This is a genomic window from Salinicola sp. CR57 (assembly GCF_003206585.1).
Taxonomy (GTDB): Bacteria; Pseudomonadota; Gammaproteobacteria; order Pseudomonadales; family Halomonadaceae; genus Salinicola; species Salinicola lusitanus.
The window spans coordinates 15,228-38,244 of the sequence record NZ_PZJL01000002.1; the positions used below are offsets into that span (position 1 = coordinate 15,228).

At 64.5% G+C, this 23,017-nt stretch carries 19 protein-coding genes; 13 read left to right on the forward strand and 6 right to left on the reverse strand.

The annotated features are described in order from the left end of the window. Positions 1-16: 16 nt before the first annotated feature. From deoA to DOM56_RS04030, 7 genes are all read left to right on the forward strand, one after another. Positions 17-1,348, forward strand: coding sequence for a thymidine phosphorylase (gene deoA, locus DOM56_RS04000; protein ID WP_110707621.1), 1,332 nt, complete (start codon positions 17-19; stop codon positions 1,346-1,348). A 13-nt stretch (positions 1,349-1,361) separates the two neighbouring features. After that, entirely contained in the window at positions 1,362-2,582 is a 1,221-nt protein-coding gene (locus tag DOM56_RS04005; protein WP_110707622.1) for a phosphopentomutase, read from the forward strand. Beyond that, positions 2,582-3,310, forward strand: coding sequence for a purine-nucleoside phosphorylase (gene deoD / locus DOM56_RS04010; RefSeq protein ID WP_110707623.1), 729 nt, complete (start codon positions 2,582-2,584; stop codon positions 3,308-3,310). Before DOM56_RS04005 ends, deoD begins: the two co-directional genes overlap by 1 nt. After that, the gene (locus DOM56_RS04015; protein ID WP_110707624.1) at positions 3,307-3,744 is read left to right on the forward strand and encodes a cytidine deaminase; all 438 of its coding nucleotides are present in this window, start codon (positions 3,307-3,309) and stop codon (positions 3,742-3,744) included. The genes deoD and DOM56_RS04015 overlap by 4 nt, the downstream gene beginning before the upstream one ends. Before the next feature lie 27 nt (positions 3,745-3,771). Continuing rightward, entirely contained in the window at positions 3,772-4,116 is a 345-nt protein-coding gene (locus DOM56_RS04020) for a GNAT family N-acetyltransferase (RefSeq protein WP_157958155.1), read from the forward strand. Positions 4,117-4,240: 124 nt separating this feature from the next. Next, a complete protein-coding gene (locus DOM56_RS04025) occupies positions 4,241-5,269 on the forward strand; it encodes a J domain-containing protein (RefSeq protein ID WP_110707626.1) in 1,029 nt (342 codons plus the stop codon). After that, positions 5,262-5,669 (forward strand): hypothetical protein, encoded by a 408-nt coding sequence (locus DOM56_RS04030; protein WP_110707627.1) that lies wholly within the window; start codon positions 5,262-5,264, stop codon positions 5,667-5,669. The genes DOM56_RS04025 and DOM56_RS04030 overlap by 8 nt, the downstream gene beginning before the upstream one ends. A 174-nt stretch (positions 5,670-5,843) precedes the next feature. Here the strand turns inward: DOM56_RS04030 and DOM56_RS04035 are convergent, their stop codons facing one another. Continuing rightward, positions 5,844-6,059: a DUF3820 family protein gene (locus DOM56_RS04035; RefSeq protein ID WP_110707628.1), complete on the reverse strand. Its 216-nt coding sequence runs from the start codon at positions 6,057-6,059 to the stop codon at positions 5,844-5,846. 191 nt (positions 6,060-6,250) lie between these two features. Here DOM56_RS04035 and DOM56_RS04040 point away from each other — a divergent pair, with 191 nt between their 5' ends. From DOM56_RS04040 to DOM56_RS04050, 3 genes are all read left to right on the forward strand, one after another. Next, positions 6,251-7,819: a BCCT family transporter gene (locus tag DOM56_RS04040; RefSeq protein ID WP_110707629.1), complete on the forward strand. Its 1,569-nt coding sequence runs from the start codon at positions 6,251-6,253 to the stop codon at positions 7,817-7,819. Then, positions 7,816-9,840, forward strand: coding sequence for a CocE/NonD family hydrolase (locus DOM56_RS04045; RefSeq protein WP_110707630.1), 2,025 nt, complete (start codon positions 7,816-7,818; stop codon positions 9,838-9,840). Before DOM56_RS04040 ends, DOM56_RS04045 begins: the two co-directional genes overlap by 4 nt. Before the next feature lie 74 nt (positions 9,841-9,914). Continuing rightward, a complete protein-coding gene (locus DOM56_RS04050) occupies positions 9,915-10,820 on the forward strand; it encodes a LysR substrate-binding domain-containing protein (RefSeq protein ID WP_110707631.1) in 906 nt (301 codons plus the stop codon). A gap of 15 nt (positions 10,821-10,835) precedes the next feature. Here the strand turns inward: DOM56_RS04050 and DOM56_RS04055 are convergent, their stop codons facing one another. Further along, positions 10,836-11,165: a DHCW motif cupin fold protein gene (locus tag DOM56_RS04055; protein WP_110707632.1), complete on the reverse strand. Its 330-nt coding sequence runs from the start codon at positions 11,163-11,165 to the stop codon at positions 10,836-10,838. A gap of 184 nt (positions 11,166-11,349) precedes the next feature. Here DOM56_RS04055 and DOM56_RS04060 point away from each other — a divergent pair, with 184 nt between their 5' ends. Then, the gene (locus tag DOM56_RS04060; RefSeq protein ID WP_110707633.1) at positions 11,350-11,739 is read left to right on the forward strand and encodes a hypothetical protein; all 390 of its coding nucleotides are present in this window, start codon (positions 11,350-11,352) and stop codon (positions 11,737-11,739) included. 86 nt (positions 11,740-11,825) lie between these two features. Here the strand turns inward: DOM56_RS04060 and DOM56_RS19645 are convergent, their stop codons facing one another. From DOM56_RS19645 to DOM56_RS04070, 3 genes are all read right to left on the reverse strand, one after another. Next, the gene (locus tag DOM56_RS19645; protein ID WP_157958156.1) at positions 11,826-11,987 is read right to left on the reverse strand and encodes a hypothetical protein; all 162 of its coding nucleotides are present in this window, start codon (positions 11,985-11,987) and stop codon (positions 11,826-11,828) included. Between the two features lie 394 nt (positions 11,988-12,381). Continuing rightward, positions 12,382-15,747: an ammonium transporter gene (gene amt / locus DOM56_RS04065; RefSeq protein WP_110707634.1), complete on the reverse strand. Its 3,366-nt coding sequence runs from the start codon at positions 15,745-15,747 to the stop codon at positions 12,382-12,384. Between the two features lie 124 nt (positions 15,748-15,871). Continuing rightward, the gene (locus DOM56_RS04070) at positions 15,872-18,100 is read right to left on the reverse strand and encodes a mechanosensitive ion channel domain-containing protein (RefSeq protein ID WP_157958157.1); all 2,229 of its coding nucleotides are present in this window, start codon (positions 18,098-18,100) and stop codon (positions 15,872-15,874) included. A 264-nt stretch (positions 18,101-18,364) separates the two neighbouring features. Between DOM56_RS04070 and DOM56_RS04075 the strand changes: the two genes are divergently transcribed. Further along, positions 18,365-19,129 (forward strand): 3-oxoacyl-ACP reductase family protein, encoded by a 765-nt coding sequence (locus DOM56_RS04075; protein WP_110707636.1) that lies wholly within the window; start codon positions 18,365-18,367, stop codon positions 19,127-19,129. Between the two features lie 52 nt (positions 19,130-19,181). Then, positions 19,182-20,738 (forward strand): alpha,alpha-trehalase TreF, encoded by a 1,557-nt coding sequence (gene treF / locus DOM56_RS04080; RefSeq protein ID WP_110707637.1) that lies wholly within the window; start codon positions 19,182-19,184, stop codon positions 20,736-20,738. Here treF and glgB read toward each other — a convergent pair. Further along, complete coding sequence (gene glgB / locus DOM56_RS04085; RefSeq protein WP_110707638.1) at positions 20,709-22,988, reverse strand: 1,4-alpha-glucan branching protein GlgB; 2,280 nt, start codon at positions 22,986-22,988, stop codon at positions 20,709-20,711. The two genes, treF and glgB, sit on opposite strands and share 30 nt — an antisense overlap. Positions 22,989-23,017: the final 29 nt, after the last annotated feature.

The following is a 23,017-nucleotide window of genomic DNA, read 5'->3' on the forward strand; positions in this document are numbered from 1 at the left end:
ATGAGCGGAGAGCGCCATGCTGACGCAGGAAATCATTCGACGTAAGCGCGATGGACAGACCCTCGACCGCAAGATGCTCGACCTGGTCATGGGCGGCATCGCCGACGGCAGCATCGGCGACGCGCAGATCGGCGCGTTCGCCATGGCCGTCTATCTCAACGGCATGAACCGGGACGAGGCGGTGGCGCTGACCGAATCGATCCGCGACTCCGGGCAGGTAATGCGCTGGGACGACCTCGCATTTGACGGCCCAGTGCTCGACAAGCACTCCACCGGCGGGGTCGGCGATCTGGTGTCGCTGGTCCTCGGCCCCTGGGTCGCCGCCTGCGGTGGCCACGTGCCGATGGTCTCCGGTCGCGGCCTGGGCCACACCGGCGGCACCCTGGACAAGCTCGAATCGATTCCCGGCTACGACGTGACCCCGTCCGACGCCGTTTTCCGCCGCCTGGTGCAAGAGGTCGGCGTGGCGATCATCGGCCAGACCGGGTCGCTGGCGCCGGCCGACAAGCGTCTCTACGGCGTTCGCGACGTCACCGCCACGGTGGAGTCGATCCCGCTGATCGTCGCCTCGATTCTGGGCAAGAAGCTCGCCTGCGGCCTCGAGACGCTGGTGATGGACGTCAAGGTCGGCAGTGGCGCCTTCATGCCGACGCCGGAAGCGTCGCGCGAACTGGCCGAGGCGATCGTCGCCATCGGTTGCGGCGCGGGCACCCGGACCAGCGTACTGCTGACCGACATGAACCAGCCGCTGGCCGACTGCGCCGGCAATTCACTGGAAGTCTTCGAGGCACTGCGGCTGCTTGGCGGTCATGGCAAGGAGAGCCGCCTCCATCAAGTGACGCGGTCGTTGGCCCAGGAGATGCTGATCCAGTCCGGCCTGGCCAGCAATGCCGGTGATGCCGACAAGCGCCTGGATCGCGCGCTCGACTCCGGCGAGGCGCTCGAGCGCTTCTCGCGCATGGTGCATGGTCTCGGCGGCCCTGGCGACCTGGCGGAGCGCGCCAACCACTACCTCCCCCCCGCCCCGGTCACGCTCGACCTCGAGGCGGATCGGACGGGATTCCTCCGCGCCATCGACACACGCGCACTGGGCCTGAGCGTGGTCGAGCTGGGCGGCGGCCGACGTAACGCAGGTGATGCCATCGATCACCGAGTCGGCCTGTCACACATCGCCCCGCTCGGCCAGCACCTCGAACCGGGACAGCCGCTGCTACGCATCCATGCCGCGGACCGGGCCGATGCCGACGCCGTCAGCCAACGCCTGCGTCACGCCTTCGACCTCGGCGATGCGCCCGTCGAGCTGCCCCCGCTGGTTCACGCCACGCTGCGCCAGGAAGATCTGTCATGAACGAGGCAAAGAGATGAAACGCGCGATTCTGCTGGTCCTCGACTCCTTCGGCATCGGCAACGCCCCGGATGCCGCGGACTTCGGCGATGCCGGTTCCGACACGCTCGGGCATATCGCCCGCTATCGCGCCGATGCCGGCCGGCCGCTTGCGCTACCCAACCTGGCTCGTCTCGGGCTCTATCACGCCCATCGGCTGAGCACCGGCGAATGGGCGGCCGGCGTCGACGTTCCCGACACCGTCGCGGGCGCCTGGGCCTGTGCCCGCGAAATCTCCTCCGGCAAGGACACCCCCTCCGGCCACTGGGAGATCGCCGGCGTGCCGGCACTGTTCGAATGGGGTTACTTCACCGAGCGCGAGAACAGCTTTCCGCCGGAACTGCTCGAAGCATTGATCGAGCGCGCCGAGCTGCCCGGGGTGCTCGGTAACTGCCACGCCTCCGGGGTGCCGGTGATCGAGGCGCTGGGCGAGGAACATATCGCCAGCGGCAAGCCGATCGTCTACACCTCGGCGGATTCCGTGTTCCAGATCGCCGCCCATGAAACCCACTTCGGTCTCGACCGCCTGTACCGGCTGTGCGAGATCGCCCGCGAACTGCTGATGCCCTACAACATCGGCCGCGTCATCGCCCGGCCGTTCATCGGCGAAACGCCGGAAACCTTCGAACGTACCGGCAATCGCCGCGACTACGCCATCGAACCGCCGACGCCGACCGTGCTGCAGAAGCTACACGACGACGGCGGCACCGTACTCGGTGTCGGCAAGATCGGCGATATCTACGCCCACTGCGGCGTCAGCGAGGTACGCAAGGCCCACGGTTTCGAGGCGCTGTTCGACGCCACTCTGAAGGCGATCGGCGACGCTGGAGACCGGACGCTGGTGATGACCAATTTCGTCGATTTCGACACGCTCTACGGCCACCGCCGCGATCCGGAAGGCTATGCCGGCGCCCTGGAGGCCTTCGACCGGCGTCTGCCGGAGGTGATGGCAAGACTCGAGCCCGGCGACCTGCTGATCCTCACCGCCGATCACGGCAACGACCCGACCTGGCGCGGGACCGACCACACCCGTGAGCAGGTGCCCATCCTGATCGCAAGTGACACGCTGGCCCCCGGCAGCTATGGCCGCCGCGAAAGCTACGCCGATATCGGCCAGACGCTGGCCGAGCATTTCGGACTGACCTCGATGGACCATGGGCGTTCACTACTGACGGAATCGCCCCAGGGAGACAAATGATGGCAACCCCGCATATCGACGCCCAATCGGGCGCCTTCGCCGACACCGTATTGATGCCTGGCGACCCACTGCGCGCCCAGTTCATCGCCGAAACCTTTCTCGACGATGTCGAGTGCGTCAACCGAGTGCGCAACATGCTCGGCTTCACCGGCACCTACCAGGGCCGCAGGATCTCGGTGATGGGTAGCGGCATGGGCATTCCCTCCTGCTCCATCTACGCCAAGGAGCTGATCACCGAGTATGGCGTCGAGCGACTGGTTCGGGTCGGCTCCTGCGGTGCGGTGCGCGACGACGTCGCGGTCAACGATATCGTCATCGGCATGGGGGCGAGCACCGACTCCGGCGTCAACCGGGCGCGCTTCGGCGGTCACGATTTTGCCGCCATCGCCGATTTCGACTTGGTCCGCCATGCGGCGGACGCCGCCCGCGAACGCGGCACGAAGATCAAGGTCGGCAACCTGTTCTCGGCGGATCTGTTCTACACGCCGAACGTCGAGTTCTTTCAGACCATGAAGCGCCACGGGATTCTCGGCGTCGAGATGGAGGCCGCCGGCCTGTATGGGGTCGCCGCCGAATTCGGCGCCCGCGCGCTGACCGTGTGTACCGTCTCCGACCATATCCTGGCCGGCGAGGCCCTCGATGCCCAGGCGCGCCAGACCGGCTTTTCCGAGATGATGGCGATCACCCTGGAAGGATTGTTGCGCGATGATCGGGAGACGAATCGATGAAACCGGCCGCGACCGATATCCAGGTGTCCGATGAAGTCCGGCGGATGGCGCTGCACGTTCGCGACAACGCCTACGTGCCCTATTCCGGCCATCCGGTGGGCGCAGTGTTGATCAGCGAGAGCGGCCGGATTCACGCGGGTTGCAACGTCGAGAGCGCCAACTACAAGGGACTCTGTGCCGAGGCCAGCGCCATCGCCGGGCTGATCTCCAGCGGCGAGCGCGAGATACGCGAAATCTACGTCATCGGCCCCGGCGAGCACCTCTGCACGCCCTGCGGCGACTGCCGTCAGCGCATTCGCGAATTCGCCACGCCGGAGACCCGGATCGTGGTTCTCGACGGCGATGGCCGCCCGCTCAAGCGCTATACCATGGACGAACTGCTGCCCGACTCCTTCGGCCCGGAAAATCTGAACAAGACCTCAGGGATGCGCTGAGCGGTGTGCAACGAGCTCGCCTTTCGCGTGGCAACGCTCGACGACCTGCCGGCGCTCTGGTCGATTCGTAACCGGGCGGCAAGGGTTCAGTGCGCGGGGCACTACCCGCCCGCCGCACTGGAGACCTGGCTCGCTGCCGCACCGAGCGACGGTTTCCGACATCTCCTTCGACAGGGTCACGCGATCGTGGCGGAACAAGGGCGGAACATCGTTGGCTACACCGTCGTCGACGTCGGCGAACGGGAGCTGGAAGCGCTGTTCGTCGCCCCGGACCATTTCCGGCGCGGTTGTGGTTCGCAGTTGCTGGCCCGGGCCGAGGAGCTGGCCAGCCAGGAAGGCATCGTCACCTTGACGCTCTCCCTCGCTGACTGACGCAACGGTCCATTCCCGGCCGGGATTTCTGCCCTGGAGAGGACCACCGACCGAACCGATTGGGTATACTCGGCGACAAACAACAGCAATCCGATATCACCACCCCGGATCGTGCGGAACGCCCATGTTCTCAAACGGCTTCTCGTCCTTCGAATCACTGCTCGTGAAGAGCGCCAACCAGCGAGAGAGCGCCGAGCTGCTGCTACTGTGCTGGATCTATGCCAACAAGACCGTGACCCTGCGGGAAGATCGCCGATATCTCGAGCGCCTGGCCGGGCTCGCACGCCATCGGGAGGATCTCGATATCCTGCTGTCGGCGGTGACGCAGAGCCGTCTCGACGACGTCCAACTGGCAGCCGAGGTACTGGTGAAGGCACAGGCCGAGCCGGCCAAGGCATTCCTGCGCGAAGCGGTCGTCCTCGCCACCAGCGATGGCGCCCTGAGCCTGCGCAACCATCATATCCTGCGCTTTCTGGCCGACCTGTCATGTGTCTCTCCTGATTCGCTGCGGGCGCTCTACCGGGAAGTCACCGGTCGCACGCTGGCCGCCCCGGAAGACCTCAGCCACCGCAGCCACTGGCAATCTGCCGAAGCGGGGTTCGACGCCGCGAGCGCCGCCGAGCAGCCGTACGCCGGCGCGACGCGACAGACGACTGCCGCGCCTCGAGCCTCGTGGCGTGCCCGCGTCAGGCGACTGGCGGAAAGCCAGTGGCATGAACGCAGGCGCCAGCAGCGGTTGCGTCGCCAGCAGGCCCAGCAAGCCCGGGAGCGAGAACAGCGACGGGAAGCCGCGGCCAAGGCCGAGCGGGAACAACGGGCACGCGCGGAGGCCCGGAGAAGGGCCGAAGAGGAGGCGCGCAGGAAGGGCGAGGAGGAGGCGCGCCAACGGTGGCACCAGCAGGAGCAGCAGCGACGGGAGCAAGCGCACCGACCTGACCACGCAGCCCCCTCCTATCGCGTTAGGCGGGCCCTGATTGAACTCGAGCTGGGTGCCAACGCTTCCCGACAGGAGATCAAGCTCGCCTATCGCCGTCTCGCCCAACGCCATCACCCCGATCGCTTCCACGGCCAGAGCGAGTGGCGAGTCACGCTCGCCTCGCAGCGCTTTCAGCGCATCAAGAGCGCCTACGACCTGCTGATGCAGCATGCGTGATCTCTACCTGCGGCTGGGCATCGCGAAACAGGCGACGCCGGAGGCACTGAGCCGCGCGACCCAGCGCTGTCCCAATCAGTCATTGAGGGCGGATGCGCAAGCCGCCCTGGGCTCGCCCGAGCGCCGCGCCGAGTATGACGACATCCATCGTTTGCTCAGCGATATCGGTCAACTACGGGCCGGGCTCGGCCTGACCCACGCGCCCCACTGGCACGGCGATGCGGCCAACGACTTCTCGCCGATGGCCGCGCCTGCCGCCGCTCGCCAGCAGTTGCTGACCCGCAAGCTGGACGTCGCACTGCGCCATTTCCAGACCCGCCGGCGACGCCGAGCCTGGGCCTCCGGCGCCATCGCCAGCGGTCTGGTCGCCGCCTACCTGGTGGGCCGCCTGCTGGGGTGAGCCGGATCGCCTGGGGCGGTTACGCATGTCAGGGTCGACGCCGGAATGACGGGGCCTGAGGCAGCGATTTCCCATCATCGACCGCCGCAGAACGCAGACCGATATCATCGGGCTGCAGCGGGCCTTGCGGCATCCGCCGCAGGAAAAGTTGTTCGACCGACCCGGCTACTGGCGTCACCGCCGCTCTCTCAAAGGGTCCAACAGCCCACTAAGGCCGTTGTGATCGATCTCGTGCATCAGCGCGAGCAGACGTCCGATCTCCCCGCCCGGAAAGCCCTCTCGGGCGAACCAGTTCAGGTATGGGCCCGGCAGGTCGGCAATCAGCCATCCCTCGTACTTGCCGAAAGGCATCTTGCGGGTGACCAGTCTGGTGAGGTCTTCAGGCTCCATTGCGTCTCCTTCGTCGATTTTCGGCCGCATTCTACAGGGTTCGATAGCAACCGCCGCCACCGCACCCCATGAGCCAGAGGCATACCGTCATTCCCAGCGGCCGCTTGCCCCACCGGGTAGCAAAGGCGTTAGGTTATAGCGCCATAAGCATGGCGTATCGACGCCTACGATAACGATAACGGGAGACGGGTATGCAGACTTCGCTGCGGCCACTGGTATTCTGGCCGACCTTTTTGATACTGCTGGTCGCGGTCATTGCCAGCTATGTCGACCTGGACGCGTTTCTGGCCACGGCCAGCGCGCTCAACGATGCGGTCCTGACCAATTTCTCATGGCTGTTCAGCCTGGGCAGCCTCTATCTGCTGGTCATGGCGGTGATCGTCTATTTCTCTCCGCTCGGCGGTATCCGCATCGGCGGCCGGGATGCCACGCCGCTGCTGTCGCGCCTGCGCTGGTTCTCGATCACCTTGTGCACCACGCTCGCCGTGGGTGTGCTGTTCTGGACCACCGCCGAACCGCTCTACCACTACATGGGCCCACCCGACTCCAGCGGGCTGGAGGCGGGGTCGAGCGACGCCATGCTGTTCGCCATGTCGACCATGTTTCTGCACTGGTCGTTCACGCCCTATGCAATCTACGCCGTGCCGGCGCTGATCTTTGCGCTGGCGTTCTACAATCTGCGCCTGCGCTTCTCGATCTCGAGCATGCTGGAGCCGGTCTTCGGCCCCAGGATCAAGCGCTTCGGCGGCCTGATCGATGCAATCTCGCTTTACGCGCTGGTGGCCGGTATGGCATCGTCGCTGGGCACCGGCGCGCTGACCCTGGCCGGCGGCGCGGGCCAGTATCTGGGCGGTGAGACCAGTCCGCTGCGACTCGGCGTGATCATCGCCATCATCGTGGTGACCTTCGTGATTTCAGCCGCCAGCGGCCTGCAGAAGGGCATCGCCCGATTGTCGTCGTTGAATGCCGTGCTGCTGGCGATTCTCGGCGTTTTCATGTTCATCGTCGGCCCGACCGTCTTCTGTCTGGCCCTGGGCGTCGAATCGTTCGGCGTCTATCTCGACAACTTCTTCACCAAGAGCCTGTTCACCGGCGCCGCGGGCAACGACCCGTGGCCGCAGTGGTGGTCGATCTTCTACTGGGCGGTGTGGTTCGCCTGGGCACCGGTGGCGGCGCTGTTTCTGGGCAAGATCTCCCGCGGCTACACGGTGCGCGAGTTCCTGCGCGTCAATCTGCTCTATCCGGCACTGTTCGCCAGCGTCTGGATCCTGATCTTCTCCGGCACCGCGCTCTACTTCCAGGCTCATGCCGGCACGGGCGGCGCCGACCTCTATGCCGTGCTCAACGATCGTGGCGTCGAAAACGTGCTCTATGCGCTGTTCCGTCAGTTGCCATTCTCCCAGGTGTGGATACCGCTGCTGCTGTTCATCGCCTACATCTCCTACGTCACCGCGGCGGACTCCCAGACCGACGCCATCGGCAACCTCTGCACCCGCGGCCTGACAGCCGACTCCGACCTCAACGCCGGTGTCCCGATGAAGGTGATCTGGGGCGTGATCGTCGGCGTGGTCTCCTGGGTCATGGTCAGTTTCGTGGGAATCGACGGCATCAAGATGCTCTCCAACCTCGGCGGCCTCCCGGCGATGCTGATCGTGCTGCTGGCCACCGGCTCGCTGTGGGCCTGGCTCAAGCATCCTGAGCGGCTCGAAAAAGTACCGACACCTTCAACCCCTTCCCGCACAGCCAAGGACAAGGCATGAAGATCAAGCAGGACTTTCCGCACCGCGTGCGCGAAATCGAGAACCAGTGGATCGTGCTGGCCGACGGCACCCGCCTGGCTGCCAGAATCTGGCTGCCGGAGGATGCCGAAACGACCCCGGTGCCGGCGATCCTCGAGTACCTGCCCTACCGCAAGCGGGACGGCACGGCGGTGCGTGACGAGCTGACCCACCCCTACTTCGCCGGCCACGGCTACGCCAGCGTGCGCGTCGACATGCGCGGCAACGGCGAATCGGACGGACTGATGGAGGATGAGTACGCGGCGCAGGAGCAGGCCGACGCGCTGGAGGTGATCGACTGGATCGCTCAACAGCCGTGGTGCGACGGCAAGCTCGGGATGATGGGTATCTCCTGGGGCGGCTTCAATGGCCTGCAGGTGGCCGCGCTCAGACCCGCCCCCCTCAAGGCGATCATCACCCTCTGCTCCACCGACGACCGCTACGCCGACGATATCCACTACAAGGGCGGCAATATGCTGCTCGAGAATCTCGGCTGGGCCGCCACCATGCTGAGCTTCTCCGCCGCCGTGCCCGATCCGCTGCTGGTCGGCGAACGCTGGCGAGAGATGTGGAAGCATCGTCTCGACAACATGCCGCTGCTGGCCGAGCCCTGGCTGCGCCACCAGCACCGGGACGACTACTGGAAGCATGGTTCGATCTGCGAGAACTATGGCGACATCGAAGCCGCGGTCTACATGATCAGCGGCTGGGGCGATTCCTACATCAATACGATCCCGCGGATGATGGAGCATCTCTCCTGCCCGAAGAAGGCGCTGCTCGGGCCCTGGATGCACAAGTACCCCCACTTCGCGATTCCCGATCCGGCCATCGGCTTTCTGCAGGAGGCGCTGCGCTGGTGGGACTACTGGCTCAAGGGCATCGATACCGGGATCATGGATGAGCCGCCCTGCACCTTCTATCTGCAGGATGGTGTCCCGCCGGCGCCCAAGTATCTGGAACGGCCGGGCGAGTGGGTACGCACCTCGAACTGGCCCGCGCCAACCGACGAGATCGAGACGACGATTCTCGCGCTGAGCGAGCGTGGCCTGAGCCCTGACGGCGAATTGAGCGGTGATCGTCTGATCGCCTCGCCGTTGACGGCAGGCTCGCTGCAGGGCGAGTACATCCCGCTGTGGTTCGGTGCCGACTTTCCGCCGGATCAGCGTCGCGACGATGGCCTGTCACTGACCTTCGACTCCGAACCCTACGCCGAGGGTCTGGATATCCTGGGCCAGCCGACGGTCGCCGCGACGATCGCCAGCGCCGAAGCTTGCGGTCAGTTCCACGTGCGTCTGTGCGATGTCGCGCCGAGCGGCGAGAGCGCGCTGATCACCTACGGCACGCTCAACCTCAATCTCCGCGACGATGCGGGCAGGATCACTCCGCCGATTCCCGGCGAGCCGATGGACGTGCGGCTACCGCTGGATCTGATCGGCTACCGCCTGCCCAAGGGACACCGCCTGCGTCTGGCACTCTCCAGCGCCAGTTTTCCGCTGATCTGGTCACCCCAAAAGCGTGCCGACCTGACGCTCAAGGCTGGCAAGCCGACTCTGGAACTGCCGCTATGCCGAGCCGAAACCATCCCGATGCCGTTCGAACCGCCGGAGAGCGCCACGCCGTGCCGGGTCGAGACGCTGCGCGCCGGTCAACCCAGGCGCACGATCCATGAAGACGTGGGCAGCGGCGAGGTGACCGTCACCATCGAGGACGACATGGGAGACGTGCGCTTCGAGAGCCACGGCCTGCGCGTCGAGCAGCGCGCGAAAGAGGTCTATTCGAGCCACCCCACCGATGCCACCCGTACCCGTGCCGATATCGAGTGGGTCTATCGTGCCAGCCGTGAGCAGGGCGTAGGTCGGTTCTCCGTGGAAGTGACCAGCCGCTATCACCTGCATTGCGACGAGACCACCTTCTACCTGAGCGCCGAGCAGCGCGCGTTCGAAGGTGAAACGTTGATCAGCGATAGATCATGGGAGCGGGAGATTCCGCGAACCGCCACCTGACCGTGCCTCTCGGGGCGTCGCACGACGCCCGTGTTATGCTCCGCAGCCGTCATTCCACGGTTGCGGAAGCCTCCATGTCCACGCGCGATGCCCTGCCACCCCTCACCTGCCTGCGCGCTTTCGAAGCGGCCGCCCGCCATGGCAGCTTCACCCAGGCGGGGAGCGAGCTCAGCCTGACCCAGAGCGCCGTCAGCCGGCAGATCAAGCGGCTCGAGGAGGACCTGGGCCGCCCGTTGTTCGAGCGCCACTACGACGGCCTGCGCCTGACCCCGGCCGGCGAGCACTATTTCCGCGTGGTACAACGCCTGTTGCGTGAGCTCCGCGACGAGACCGCTCGCCTGCGGCGTCGCGGCGACGATCGTCAGTTGACGCTGACGTCGAGCCCGACCATCGCCTCGATCTGGCTGGCCCGCCAACTGCCGGACTTCCAGCGCGCCCATCCCGATATCGAGATCCGCATTCTCACCGTCGAGGACCCTCACCGCCTCGACCTGGCCGAATTCGATCTCGGTATCTACTACCACGTGCCCCGGGAGGTCGACCCGCCAGGCCTCACCGCCGATGCCATCTTCGCCCAGGAAGACGTCGCCGCCGTCTGCAGCCCGATCTATCTCGAGCGTCACGGGGGCATCGCCGATCCGCAGGACCTGCTGAACCGACACACCTTGATGGTGGTCGAGGATCACTATCACGACTGGTTGACCTGGGAACTCTGGTTTCAGGCGCTGGAACTCGACTGGCAGCCACCCCTTCATACCCTGCGCGCCAACAGCTTCCAACTGCTGATGAACGCGACGCTGGCCGGCCAGGGCGTCACGCTCGGCTGGACCCGCCTTCTGGCTGCCGAGATCGCCCAGGGCAATCTCGTTCACGCCCTCCCGCACAAGATCCCCAGTCGCGGCCGGCTCTCGTTGCTGACGCCGCAGCACCGACATCTTACCGAACCGATGCGCGCATTCCGGGAGTGGGTGCTGGGCTGAGCGTCACCCGCGGTGTCAGTCGACGATGAACAGCTTGGCGCCGCTCTCGGTCGAGGAGCGGTGCGGTTCGGCCTGATCGGCAACCTGGTAGCTCTGTCCCGGCAGTAGTCGAAAGACTCGGCCGTCCTCCAGTTCGGTGACGAGCTCGCCTTCGAGACACAACAGCACATGGCCCTTGGAGCACCAGTGATCCGCCAGGTAACCCGGCGTGTATTCGACCATTCGCACGCGGACCGCACCGAACTGCCGAGTTCGCCAGAGCGCCTTGCCGGTCTCACCAGCGTGTTCGGTCGGCGTGATCGCCGACCAGTCCGTGGTGCCGAAAGATATGTCGTCGAGCTGCATGGACTCTGCTCTCTCCTGCAAGGGAATTGAACGAAGCAAGGGGATCGAACCGGGGACATTGCCACAGCGAAACCGGATCGTCTTGCGAATTGCGGCGCCTGTCCCTGCCTGCTCCGGTTTTCAATCGCGCCTCCGGGAGAGACAATCGGCCCATCAGACTACACGAACTTACACTGAGAAACGGATGCGACATCAAAGCGTCAAGCAACTGGCCCGACTGCTGCTGGAGCCTTGCGACCCGGCCAAGGGGCAGATTCCCTCTGCTACCGACACCGCCGACTACCGAGCGCTCACTCGGGGAGAGCGCGGTCGCGTCGATCTGCTGGTGACGCGCACCCGCCGTATCGTCGGATTGCGTGCCCATCGGCGCCTGCCGATCTTCATGCGGCCCTTCATTGCCCTGCGCTGGGGCTGCTTCAACGCCTTCGGTGCCGAGTTCGCACCGCTGGCCTGGTTGACCAACGCCTTCATTCGCGACGTCCCGACCTTCCATCGACCAGAGATCACCAAGGCCTACGTTCCGACGGGATCACCAACCCCGGGGCTCGCGGCGCCAATCGCGCCCTCTGCCTGAATCGCTCCATTTCCTGGGCCCTGAACGCAAAAAACCGGCAGCGCTGACGCTGCCGGTTTTCATTCATTCATGCCGCAAATATTCGATCAGGCGCGATGCCCGGCGCCCGCCTTGTGCGACGAACTCGGTTCCTGCAGGCGGTCTCGCGCCTCGGGCGGAGACTTGTCGCTGCTGCACAGCCGCAGCGCAACGAACAATCCGAAAGCGACGAAGCCGACGACAATACAACCCAGACTGAATAGACTCATTGCGCACCCCACGTATCGAAATCGTTATCTACCGGGCTGGACCGCAATGCTCCGAATTCGAGGCTTGTGAGATTCGGTGTCCGCTATCCGGTTTTTTCGACGCCGCTCTGGCGCGATCGACGTCACTTTTTGGTCATGCCTTCCTGGTTCGTCGGAGCGAGCCGCCCTGTCCGCATCGGTCGCGCCGTCAGCATACTTCGAAGATACCCGACAAATTTACAATCCGATTCACAAAAAATCAATTGATACTTTACGATTACCTAATAACACAAATTATAAATTAACAGATGCTGATCAGCCATTAGCGATTGGTGGGTCAGACCAATGGCTATGGGGGCGCGGCGACCGAGAACCTGTCCTGGAGCCAGACTCATGCCGAGAGGCGAAGCGCCGTCTAGCGCGGCATGACTCTCACATCGGTCAGGTTCTCCAGCGGCTGCGGACGATCGATCAGGTAGCCCTGGGCGAAGTCGACGCCTAGCCGCGACAACTGCGCCATGATCTCGGGCGTTTCGACGAATTCGGCGATCGTCTTCAGGCCCACGGTGTGTCCCACCGTGTTGATCGCTTCCACCATGGCCCGATTGATGGGGTCGGTATCGATATCCTTGATGAAGGCACCATCGATCTTCAGGTAATCCACCGGCAGCTGTTTCAAATAGGCGAACGAAGAGAGACCAGCGCCGAAATCGTCCAGTGCGAATCGACAGCCCCACTGCTTGAGACGATGGATCAACCGAGTCACCGTGGATAGCTGGGAGATCGCCGCACTTTCGGTAATCTCGAAGCAGAGCGTACCGGCCGGTAGTGCCGCCTGCTGCACCCACAGCGCCAGCTCCTCGCAGAAGCGTTCGTCGGAGAGCGATGCGCCGGACAGGTTCATCGACCAGGTGTCGATACCAGCGCCCGCCTTGTGACGATACCGGTCCGACAGCCACGCCAACGTGTTGCGCGCCACCCAGCGATCGATCCGTGCGATCAGGTTGTAACGCTCCGCCGACGGCATGAAACTACCCGGAGCGTACAGCCTGCCGTTCTCCTCCAGCCGCACCAGTATCTCGTGATGATGGATATCCCCGGGATTGGCCACCGAGGCGATCGATTGCGCGTAGAGCCGGAGGCGATCCTGGTCCAGCGCCGCCTGCAGGCGCGGCACCCACTGCAATTCGCCATGACGATCGAGCAACTGGCGATCGTCCACCTGGTAGATATGAACACGATTGCGCCCCGCCTCCTTGGCGGCATAGCAGGCGGCATCGGCACTACTCAGCGCGTCGCTCAGAACGACCGAGCGAGCCACGTCCAGCCCAACCAGGCCGATGCTGACGCCCAGCGAGAACGTCCGCCCTTCCCAGCTGAAACGGAAATCGTCGATCGCCTCACGAATACTCTCGGCGACGCGTAGCGCATCGTCCAGATCGCACTCGAAGAACACGATGCCGAACTCGTCGCCACCCAGTCGCGCCAGCAGGTCCGTATCCCGAACCTGGGCGCGCAGCAGCATCGATAGCTGGCGTAGCAGCTCGTCTCCCGCCCCGTGGCCACAGGTATCGTTGACGATCTTGAACTGATCGAGATCCAGATAGCAGAGCACATGGAAACCTAGCGCATCGAGCAGCGCCGCCTGCAGCCGTTGCTCGAATTCACGCCGATTGACCAGCCCGGTCAGCGCATCGTGGCTGGCCTGATGGTTTAGCTTGCGGGTCAGTTCGCGGGTCAGTGTCTTGTCCTGGAAGACGACGACCGCTCCCACCGTATAGCCGCCGCGACTGCGAATCGGAGCGGCGGAGTCCTGCACTGGCCAATGACTGCCATCGCGCGCGACCAGCAGGCGCGTCTCGAGACTGGCGATCGCCTTGCCACTGGCGAGCACCTGGCGGGCGGTATTGTCGATCTGGGTGTTCGACGCCTCGTCGATTAGGCTGTAGATCTGGCCTACCGGCAGTTGCCGGGCAGCCTCCAGCGTCCACCCGGTCAAACGCTCCGCCTCGGCGTTGAGAAAGGTGACCAGACCGCTGTGATCGGTGGTGATCACCCCATCACCGATCGACGCCAGCGTCACCAAGGCGAGCTCCCGCTCGCGGCTCAGTTGCTCCTCGATTCGCTTGCGCTCGGTGATATCACGCACCATACCGGCGAATTCCGCTTCCGAGCCGGACGCTCCCTCGCTGACCTGGATTTCCAGAGAGCGTGTCCCCGCTGCCGTGCGGACACGCAGCTCGCGACGTTGACCAGGCGCCGGAACCCGGCAACGAATCAAGGCCTCGACGGGGGTCCCCATCACCGCCTCGGCGCTGACACCGAACAGCACCTCCGCGCCCGGATTGATCGCGGTAAGAACGCCATCGCTTCGCCAGGTCAGCATGCCATCGCGCAGGTTGCGCATGATCACCTGGGTGCGTGTCATCGCCCGCTCCAGCGCCGCAGATACCCGGTTGTAGCTGGCCGCGATCTGGCCGACCTCGGTGAACGGGTCGGCCGCGACCCGCGCACCGATCTCGCCATGCTCCTCGTGCTGGCGCATGGCGTCGAGCAACTCGAACAGCTCGGTGCGGGCGCCGTGCTCGGCCATGTTCAGCCCCACCTCCTCAGCCTCGGCCGAGACGCGTAGCGGAAGCCACCGCCCCAGCATGCCGAACAGCAGCCAGCTCACCAGAAACGCCCAGAGCCCGCACACCACTACGCCCAAAAGCTGCACACCGCACTGCGCGGCCCAACCCAGGCCGGTGCCAAGACGGTCGGCGTCGCCAAACAGCCCCACGGCCAACGTACCCCAGACACCGGGAGCGAGATGGGCGGGGATGGCGCCGACGGCATCGTCGATACGCCATCGCAGCAGCCACTCGCTCACCAGAACCATCAGCACCCCGCCCACGGCCCCCGTCACTACCGCCGCATCGACCGAGAGATCATGAGCGCCGGCGGTGATCGCGACCAACCCGGCGATCGCACCGTTCAGGGCGTAGAGCACCTCGGCGAAACCGCGCAGTTTCCAGCCCAGCAGCAAGGCCGACATGACGCCGGAGACGGCCGCGATCACAGTGTTGATCAGGACGCCCGGCACGCTGGCATCGAACGCCAGCGTGCTGCCGCCGTTGAATCCGAACCAGCCGATGAACAGCACCAGCACGCCCAGCATGGCGAGCGGCAGATCGCCCGCCGGCATCAGCTTGGTGGCTTGCCCGGAGACGAAGCGCCCATGTCTTGGCCCGATCCGCAACACGGCGGCCAGCGCCACCCAACCGCCGACGCTGTGGACCACGGTGGAGCCAGCGAAATCAATGAAGCCGAGCGCGGCCAACCAGCCCGGCTCACCGGTGTAGCCACCGCCCCAGGCCCAATGGCCGAAGACCGGGTAGATCAGGCCACTGACGATCAGGGTGATGATCAGATAGGACTGGAACGGCATGCGCTCCGCGACCGCGCCGGAGACGATGGTTGCCGCCGTGGCACAGAACATGACCTGGAAGAGAAAGTAGACCGCCAGCCAGTAGGTGCCCTCCCCCTCGAACTCGGGAAAGAAGAACGTCGTACCGAACCAGCCGCTCTGGCTGCTGCCGAACATGACGCCGAAACCGACGCACCAGAACACCAGCACCGCCACCGCGAAATCGCAGACGTTCTTCATCGCCACGTTGATGGCATTCTTGCTGCGCGTGACGCCGGCCTCCAGGCACAGGAATCCGGCCTGCATCATGAATACCAGTATGGCGCCAAGGGTGACCCACAGCGCATCGACCGCCGCCACCGATTCGCTCATCGTAACGCTCCTGGTCCGTATTCTTGTTGTTGTTGGTCACATGACATTGTTCGTTAGAAGCGTTATCGGCCGTCAGGGGCGCGACTGTATCTCACTCTCCGGGGATGCCCACGGTATCCCGACTCTACTGGGCGTCCGGCTCGCCGGGGGCCGTTACCGACTCACGGGTTGTCTCACCGCGGGCAGGCACCGGCGTCTGCTCCATCACCACACTCATGCGCGGCATTGCCAGATCCAGCCCGTCCTGATCGAAGCGCTGCTTCAGACGCAGGTTGAAGGCCCGGGCCACGTCCCACTGCATGATCGGCGCGGTGCGCATTCGCACGCGCAGAATCGCCGCCCCGGCATCGAAGCTCTCGATGCCCTGAACCTCCAGTGCCGACCAGATGTGGTGGCGCATCATCGGGTCGCTGCGCAGATCGTCGGCAATCTCGCGCACGATCTCGATCGCATCGTCGATCTTCATGTGATGGGCGATCCGAATCCGCAGCAGGGCAATGCCGAACTCGCGGGAGTAGTTCTGGATCCCCTGGATCTGACTGAACGGGATGATGTGCACGATGCCATCGAGATCCCGCAGCTTGACGGTGCGAATGCTCAACGCCTCCACCGTGCCGCTGTGCGTTCCCAGATTGACGAAATCGTCGATCGCCAGTGAGTCCTCGATCAGGATGAACAGGCCGGTGATCAGATCCTGGACCAGCGTCTGCGCACCGAAGCCGACCGCCAGGCCGATGACACCGGCACCCGCCAGCAGCGGCGTCACGTTCACGCCCAGATTGGCCAGCGCGATGATCAATGCGATCACCGCGATGGTCACGAACACGGTGTTGCGCAGCAACGGCGTGATGGTCTGGGCGCGGGCGCTGGCGTTGACCCGCCGGCCGTGGCGACGGCTACTGCGCAGTAGCGCATGCTTGATCGCGGTATCCGCCAGAATCCATACCAGCCAAGCCAACAGGAATGTCGCGCCCAGCCCGAGCACGCCCTTTACGATCTGCTGCCCGATGCCGGCGGAGGCGCCCACCGCCCATAGCGACGAGCCCCAGACCCGCATCGCCAGCTCGGCGAATACCATCCAACTGGCCAGATGGGCCAGGGTGAAGCCGAAGCGCGCCAGGCGTGCTGAGTATTCCGAGGAGGGGTTCTCGCGAACGTTGGCGCCTCGCCGATGTATCAGGCCGGTAACCACCAGGGTCGCGATCATGAGCCCAGCCGTCACCACCGCACGGAAGAACGCAATGCGCGAATCCTCTGCCGACATGATCATCGCGATCAGCGATACCGCCACCATGACCAGAATGGGGATGTGCCAGATCCGGCTGAATGCCCGAATCAGTTCGGTGGTCGCGCGACGCTGCTGGCGTTGAGAATAGGGGCGGTTGCGAATCAAATGTCGTATGGGCCGCCGGAACACCAGAACGAAAGCGCCCAGCAGCGATGCCGCCAGCACATTGGCGATCAGCGACAGGAAGGTCGTGACCCCTGCGCCCAGCGGCTTGACCATCGCCTCGGCATTGGCCGCATCGCCCAGCGCGACCAGCGCCCCCAGCGCAAACAGCCAGCGGGCTCCACGCCGCCGCAGGATGCGTAGCGCGGTGTGACGGTGTCCGCTGCCGAAAAGCGAGAACACGATTTCACAAATCGCCGAGAAGACAGCGCCGCAAAGCGTGGCATACGCCGCGACCATGGCCAATGTCAGACCCACGGTGCCGGTCGTGACCTGATGTACGGTCACCAGCGCGGCAACGAAGCCGATTGCCAGAGGCACCACGCGCCGCACGATATGGCGAACGAGCGTCCAGGTCGTCGGCTCCGCCGGTAAATGCCACGTCAGCCCCAATCGGCGGACGCCCCAACGCCAGAGCGTTGCCACGAGCAAAGTCACCCCGACCCAGAGTGCGGTGACCCAAGCCAGCTCGAAAAAGACTCTAGGCCAATGACGTTGTTCGCTGACCAGCGTCGAGAGATCGTCTCCGGCCTGGTCGGCGCGGGTCGACCAGTAGCGGATCGGGTTGTCGAGCCCGTCGGTTTCCAGGGAAGAGAACGACTGTGCGAGGGCGCCCAACAATCCTTCCGACTTCTCCTCCTGCTTGGCATCCGCCGCCGTGGCGTCACGTAGCTGCTTGAGTTGCTCCAGCAGCGACTGGCGCTGGTCGCTGTTCTCGAGCGTGGTGATGATCTGATCGAGCGAGCTACTCAGTTCCTGTGGAGTGGGGGCGGATGCCGACTGAGTACCGCTGCTCTGCTTGCCGCCCATCAGCGAGGTCAAGGACTGCGCCGACGCCGGCAGGCTGACCAGCAGTATCAGGACCAGCCCCAAGATCCATCCCAGCTTTCTCAATCCCGTCACGTTGACTCCTGTCCGCATCAATATCGAGCCGTCGAGGGCTTGTCGCCAGACATCATGCTATCCACGCGAGGCCAGAACAACGCTTCGACTCTTTGGTCCAAAGGTCGAAGCTGCTCTATCTTCAATGGAGATGTTGCCTCACGGGCGCGCTCGGCACGGAGGTCTGACCGACCCCATACGCCGCCGTCATCGATTCCGTCATCATTTTCCACATTTCGCTCGGACGCTCATGCAGGGCCAGCGAAATCACGCAAGGAGAGACAGATGCGCCTTTCAGGCAAAGTCGCCCTGGTGACCGGCAGTACCCAGGGCATTGGTCGCGCCATTGCCGAGCGTCTCGCCCAGGCCGGCGCCGATGTCGTCGTCAGCGGTAGCCGGCCCTCGGAGCGCGCCGAGGAGACCGCACGCAGTGTCCGCGCCCATGGCCGGCGGGCTGCGATCGTGACCGGAGACATCGGCGATATCGATACCAATCGTCGCTTGATCGCAGAGAGCGTCGAGGCGCTGGGCCGGCTGGACATTCTCGTCAACAATGCCGGCCTCGAGATAGATTCACCCTTCCTTGACGTCGAGGAAGCCGACTACGACAAGGTCATGCGCACCAATCTCAAGGGCGTCTTCTTCACCACCCAGGCCTTCGTCCGCCATCTGCGCGACGAAGGCCGCGGCGGCCGCGTGATCAACATGAGTTCGGTCCATGAGGATCTGCCCTTCCCAGGTTTCACCAGCTACTGCATGAGCAAGGGCGGCATGCGCATGCTGACCCGCAACCTGGCCATCGAACTGGCGCCGCTAGGCATCACCGTCAACAGTGTGGCGCCCGGTGCCATCAAGACCCCGATGAATTCGGCGCTCGACGAGAATCCGGAGAAACTGCGCCATCTTCTCGGTAACATTCCACTCAACCGTCTGGGCAGGCCCGAAGACGTGGCGGGCGTGGTCGAATTTCTGGCATCCGACGATGCCGCCTACATGACTGGCGCATCACTACCGGTGGACGGCGGGCTACTGTGGCAATATGAAGAATAACCAGGGGGCCATGTCGTCTCCGGTACGCTCCACGTTACGCAGGGAAACCGACATGCTCGACAGCTTTCAGATGTCATCCGAGAGCGCCTGCTCGATCGACGAGGCGGCGATCACCCCCCACGACCGCTTCGGCGAGCTGTTCGAGGCGGTCGCGCTGGCGCATATCTTCGAGGACTCCAAGACCTTCGCCGACTCGATTCCGAGACAGCGGCCCGAGGAGATCATGGAGGCCTACGAACAGCAGCGACGGCAGGTGGGATTCGATCTCGCCGTCTTCGTCTCCGATCACTTCTACAGCGACATGGTTCCAGGCAGGGGCTACGAAGCCCGCCCCGAGCACGACCTGATCGAACATATCGACAACCTGTGGCCGGTGCTGACCCGCAATTCGCGTCAGCATCCGCGCTGGTCCTCGTTGCTCGCCCTGTGCCACGACTATGTGGTGCCCGGCGGGCGGTTTCGCGAGTACTACTACTGGGACTCGTACTTCACCATGCTGGGGCTCGCCGCCAGCGGCGAGAACCACCTGATGTGCGCGGTCACCGATAACTGCGCCGATCTGATCATGCGCTACGGCCATATGCCCAATGGCAACCGCACCTACTATCTCAGCCGGTCCCAGCTACCGCTGTTCTCGATGATGGTAGAACTGACCGAGCGCCAGGGTCTGCGCAAGGCGGTCGACTATCTACCCCAACTGGAGCGGGAGTACGCTTTCTGGATGGATGGAGAGAAGACGCTGGCCCCCGGGGAGAGCCATCGACGTTGCGTGCGCCTCGACGAGGAAAACCGGCTGAATCGGCACTGGGACGATCGCGCCACGCCCCGTGAGGAGTCGTTCCGGGAGGACATCGAGATATCCCAGCGCGCTGCCCGCCCCGCGGAGGCGCTGTTCCGGGATCTTCGCGCCGGCGCAGAGAGCGGATGGGATTTCAGCGGGCGATGGCTGGAGGATGTGACGGATCTCAGCACCATTCGCACGACTCACTTCATCACGCCGGAACTCAACGCGCTGCTATTCCATCTCGAGCAGACACTCTGTCGCCTCCATACCGCCACGGGTGACGACGCCAGGGCCGGAGATTTCCGTCGCCGCTCGCTGCGCCGGCAAGCGGCAATGGACAAGTATCTCTGGAGCGATACCCGAGGCGCGTATTACGACTACGATTTCGTGCGGGGCCAGAGCAGCGTTCACCTGACGGCCGCCTGCGTCGCTCCGCTGTTCGTCGGCGCGGCCTCCGACGCCCAGGCCGAACGTGTCGCCAACATCATCGCCAACCGACTCGTGACGCCGGGCGGTCTTGCCACCACGGAGATCACCGATAGCCAGCAGCAGTGGGATCATCCCAATGGCTGGGCACCGCTGCAGTGGATGGCGATCGAGGGACTGCGGCGTTACGGCTTCACCGAACTCGCCGACACCATCGCCGACCGCTGGCTGGCCCTGGTCGAGGAGCTTTACCGCCGCGAAAGCAAGCTGGTGGAAAAATACATCCTCTACCCTGGTGCGGATTTCGCCACCGGCGGCGAATACCCGCTTCAGGACGGCTTCGGCTGGACCAACGGCGTCACTCGGGCGCTACTCGCCCAGCGCGCCGGGCATCAGTAGGATCACCCCCAGCGGCGGCAGCGTCAGCACCAGCGACTGAGGCTCGCCGTGGGCGGCGACCGCCTCGGTCTGCAAACCGCCACCGTTGCCTGCATTACTGCCGCCGTAACATGCCGCATCGGAGTTGAAACGCTCCTGCCAGCTCCCGGCGGTAGGCACCCCGATGCGATAGCCGCCGAGCCGTTGCGGCGTCATGTTCGCCACCGCCAGGGCCTCGCGACCGTGGCGGTCCCGACGCCACCAGGCGAAGACACTGTTGTGGCTGTCGTCACCGATGACCCATTGAAAGCCATCCGCCTCACAATCCAGTGCGTGAAGCGCCGGATGCGCGCGGTAGAGCGCATTGAGATCGCCCACCAGGCGACGAATGCCGGCGTTGGGCGATTCCTGCAACAGCCACCAGTCGAGTTCACGGTCATGGCTCCACTCTCGGCCCTGGGCGAATTCGCAGCCCATGAACAGCAGTTTCTTGCCGGGATGCAACCACATGAAGCTGAGGTAAGCCCTCAGGTTGGCAAATCGCTGCCAGTCATCGCCAGGCATCTTGTCCAGCAGCGATCCCTTGCCGTGTACCACCTCGTCATGCGAAATCGGCAGCATGAAGCGTTCGTTGAAGGCGTAGATCAGGCCAAACGTCAATTGATCGTGATGATAGCGGCGATAGAGTGGATCGTGACTCATGTAGCTCAGGCTGTCGTGCATCCATCCCATGTTCCACTTGTAGCTGAAACCCAGGCCATGCTGATCGACCGGCGCCGTGACACCGGGCCACGCCGTCGACTCCTCGGCGATGACGACCGCACCAGGCACCTCGTCATGGACGATCTGGTTGAGATGCTGGAGGAAGGCCACCGCCTCGAGGTTCTCCTGCCCGCCGAGATGGTTGGGAATCCACTCCCCCTCGCGGCGGGAGTAGTTGCGATAGATCATCGAGGCGACCGCATCGACCCGCAGGCCGTCGATATGGAAGTCACGCAACCAGTGCAACGCTGAGGCCAGCATGAAGCCGTGAACCTCGCGCCGCCCTAGGTTGTAGATGTAGGTATTCCAATCCTGGTGATAGCCCTCGAAGGGATGGGCATATTCGTAGAGCGCAGTACCGTCGAAACGCGCCAGACCGTGAGGATCGGAGGGGAAATGGCCGGGGACCCAATCGAGGATCACGCCGATACCCGCCATGTGGCAGGCATCGATGAACGCCGCGAACTCCTGCGGCGAACCGAAGCGTCCACTGGGCGCGAACAGCGATAGCGGTTGATACCCCCACGAGCCGCCGAAGGGATACTCCATGATCGGCATCAGCTCGATATGGGTGAAGCCCATCTCGAGCACGTACGGGATCAGCGATTCGGTCAGGTCCCGCCAGCCATAGATCCTGCCGTCGTCGCCGCCATGCTTACGCCAGGAGCCGGCGTGAATCTCGTAGATCGAGATCGGCGCCGTGGGGGCATGGCGTCCGGGCCTTTCGGCCATCCAGGTCTGATCATGCCAGGCAAACGGCGTCGCGTCGGCCACCACCGATGCCGTCAGTGGCGGCGGCTCGGTGGAGAGCGCAATCGGATCGGCCTTGAGTAGACGCTCGCCATTGATGTCGATCAAGGCATACTTGTAGCGCTCACCGGCGCCGATCCCGGGGATGAAAATCTCCCACACCCCCGAGGGGTAACGGCAGCGCATCCCGTGACGACGCGAATCCCAGCCGTTGAAGTCGCCGACCACCGCCACCCGCTGCGCGTTGGGCGCCCATACTGCAAAGCGTACGCCCTCGACGCCCTCGACCGTCATCGCCCGGGCCCCGAGGCATTCACCCAGGCGCCGATGGCTCCCCTCGCCTATCAGGTAGAGATCGGTGTCGCCAAGCAACAGCGGGAAGGCGTAGGGATCGGCGACGGTCTGCTCCCCGTCAGGCCACCGGATATGCAGTCGATAGGCACAAGGCTTTGCCATTTTTCCAACGAAAAACCCATCGATGGCGCCGAGTGTACACTCCCCCAGTAAGCGATCACTGTCGCGCTCCACCAGCGATACCGACAGCGCACCCGGCAGATAGGCGCTGACTTCCAGCTCGCCGCCGGCCGTGACATGGGGACCCAGTACGGCGAAAGGGTTGGCGTGCGTCGCATGCGCGAGCGACTCCAGATCCGCCACGCCGAGGCGAGAGGCACTCACCCCTGCCAAGCTGGGCGAAGGTGTAGCGGGAAGCTCGGCATCGTTCTCGCCGACCGCGCCACGAGCGTGAGTCGGTGTCATGAGCCACCTGCCGGTCGCAGGATGTCGAG